A 1423-nucleotide genomic window follows, 5' to 3' on the forward strand; every position below is an offset into this window, starting at 1 on the left:
ACCTGAAAGATCATCAGAAGTCGCGCTCGTCCTGCAACTAGCCACATCAAAACGGGGCAGAACCACTCAAGGGACAACTACGCCGGGGCCGTGCCCTGCACCGGACCCCCACCCGAAATCGAAGACCAGAATTCACGCGGTGGATCGAGGCTCAGTTCACCCAGAAGGTGCCCCTGATTCCCATGACGGATACGACCTCAACACTCGCATCCTCGCAGGCCACGGGCACCTTCTGCTGATACCGGATCAGATCACCTCAGCCGCTGAATATTCGAGGGCAACCACTTGACCAGCAGTGATGCCCTGCCGATCAAGAACTACAGTTGCCGTGTCAGTGACTTGAATTACCGCCTGAGGATGGAGGCTCGGGGGCGAACGGGCTGTGGGCCGCCCGGCTTACCTGGTCCCAATACGACCACTGTCGCTGATATTCGGTTCTCAGTTCCACTGCCTTGTTATAGGCCGCTGTATCTCCGTTCGCAAGCGCTGCATCTATGGCGTCATCCATCTCGAACATTGCATTCAAGAAGCCTTCAGCCGCCCCGGAAGCCGCAGCATCTGTCGACACCTGAAGTTCCGGCACGTATTCACCTGGGCTTACCACCTTCACATCCGGCACCCTGTCGGCGTAAGGCATCTGACCGCTTCTTTGTGTTATGGGACCGTCCATTTCCGGGCTTCCTAGAACAATCGCCCATGTAATTTTGTTGGATATTGGTATGCATCCTTCGTCAGAGCACATGGTAGCTATGGTTTTGACGGGTGCAGCGATGTGGTCTTCGTCTCCGTAGGTGTGGCCGATGCCGCGGGTTAGCCAGTCGCCGAATTCGGTGAGGAGGTTGGGGTCGGCGTGGATGACGATTTCGTCGGCGACGAGGTCGCCTGCGGGTTGGGTGACGATGTTTCCGTATTGGTCCCAGCAGTAGTCGTCTTTGCATGCGGTGGCGTCGGTCTGCCATCCGGCGGTTTCGCTGGTGTCGCTGGTTTGGATGGTGGTTTCTGTTGCGGTGGGGGTGCCGTCGGTGTCGTGGCAGCCGGTGTTGGTTTCGGGGCAGGTGTTGTCCCATTTGGGTGCGGGGTCGGCGGTGGTGCCGGAGGTGTCGGAGGTGGTGGCGGTTTGGTTGTCGGGGGTGGGTTGGCCGCCTACGGGGATGCTGCCCTTGACGGCTGGTGCCCAGGGGTTGCCGCCGACGGTGTAGCCGCCGCCGCCGAGTGTTCCGCCGAATTCGTCGCAGTTACCCTTTGCGACGAAGTCGCAGGAGACGTAGCCGGAGGGGTCGGTGTTGTTGAGGGGGCTGTTGCGGACGTAGCTGTAGGGGTTCCAGGCTTGTCCGTCGAGGGGGTTGGAGATGATGGGGTCTGGGGTGAGGAAGTCGGATTGGGCGGGGTCCATGACGCGGCCGTTGAAGTTGATGAGGCCGAG

The 1423-nt window shown here is 60.2% G+C and carries 1 protein-coding gene; it reads right to left on the reverse strand.

Going from position 1 to position 1423, the window contains the following annotated elements:
- Positions 1–331 precede the first annotated feature (331 nt).
- A partial coding sequence (locus tag ABZT03_RS44515; RefSeq protein WP_356050049.1) for an RHS repeat-associated core domain-containing protein occupies positions 332–1423 on the reverse strand: 1092 nt, incomplete at its 5' end.

The sequence above is a fragment of the Streptomyces sp. NPDC005574 genome, assembly GCF_040605435.1.
Taxonomy (GTDB): domain Bacteria; phylum Actinomycetota; class Actinomycetes; order Streptomycetales; family Streptomycetaceae; genus Streptomyces.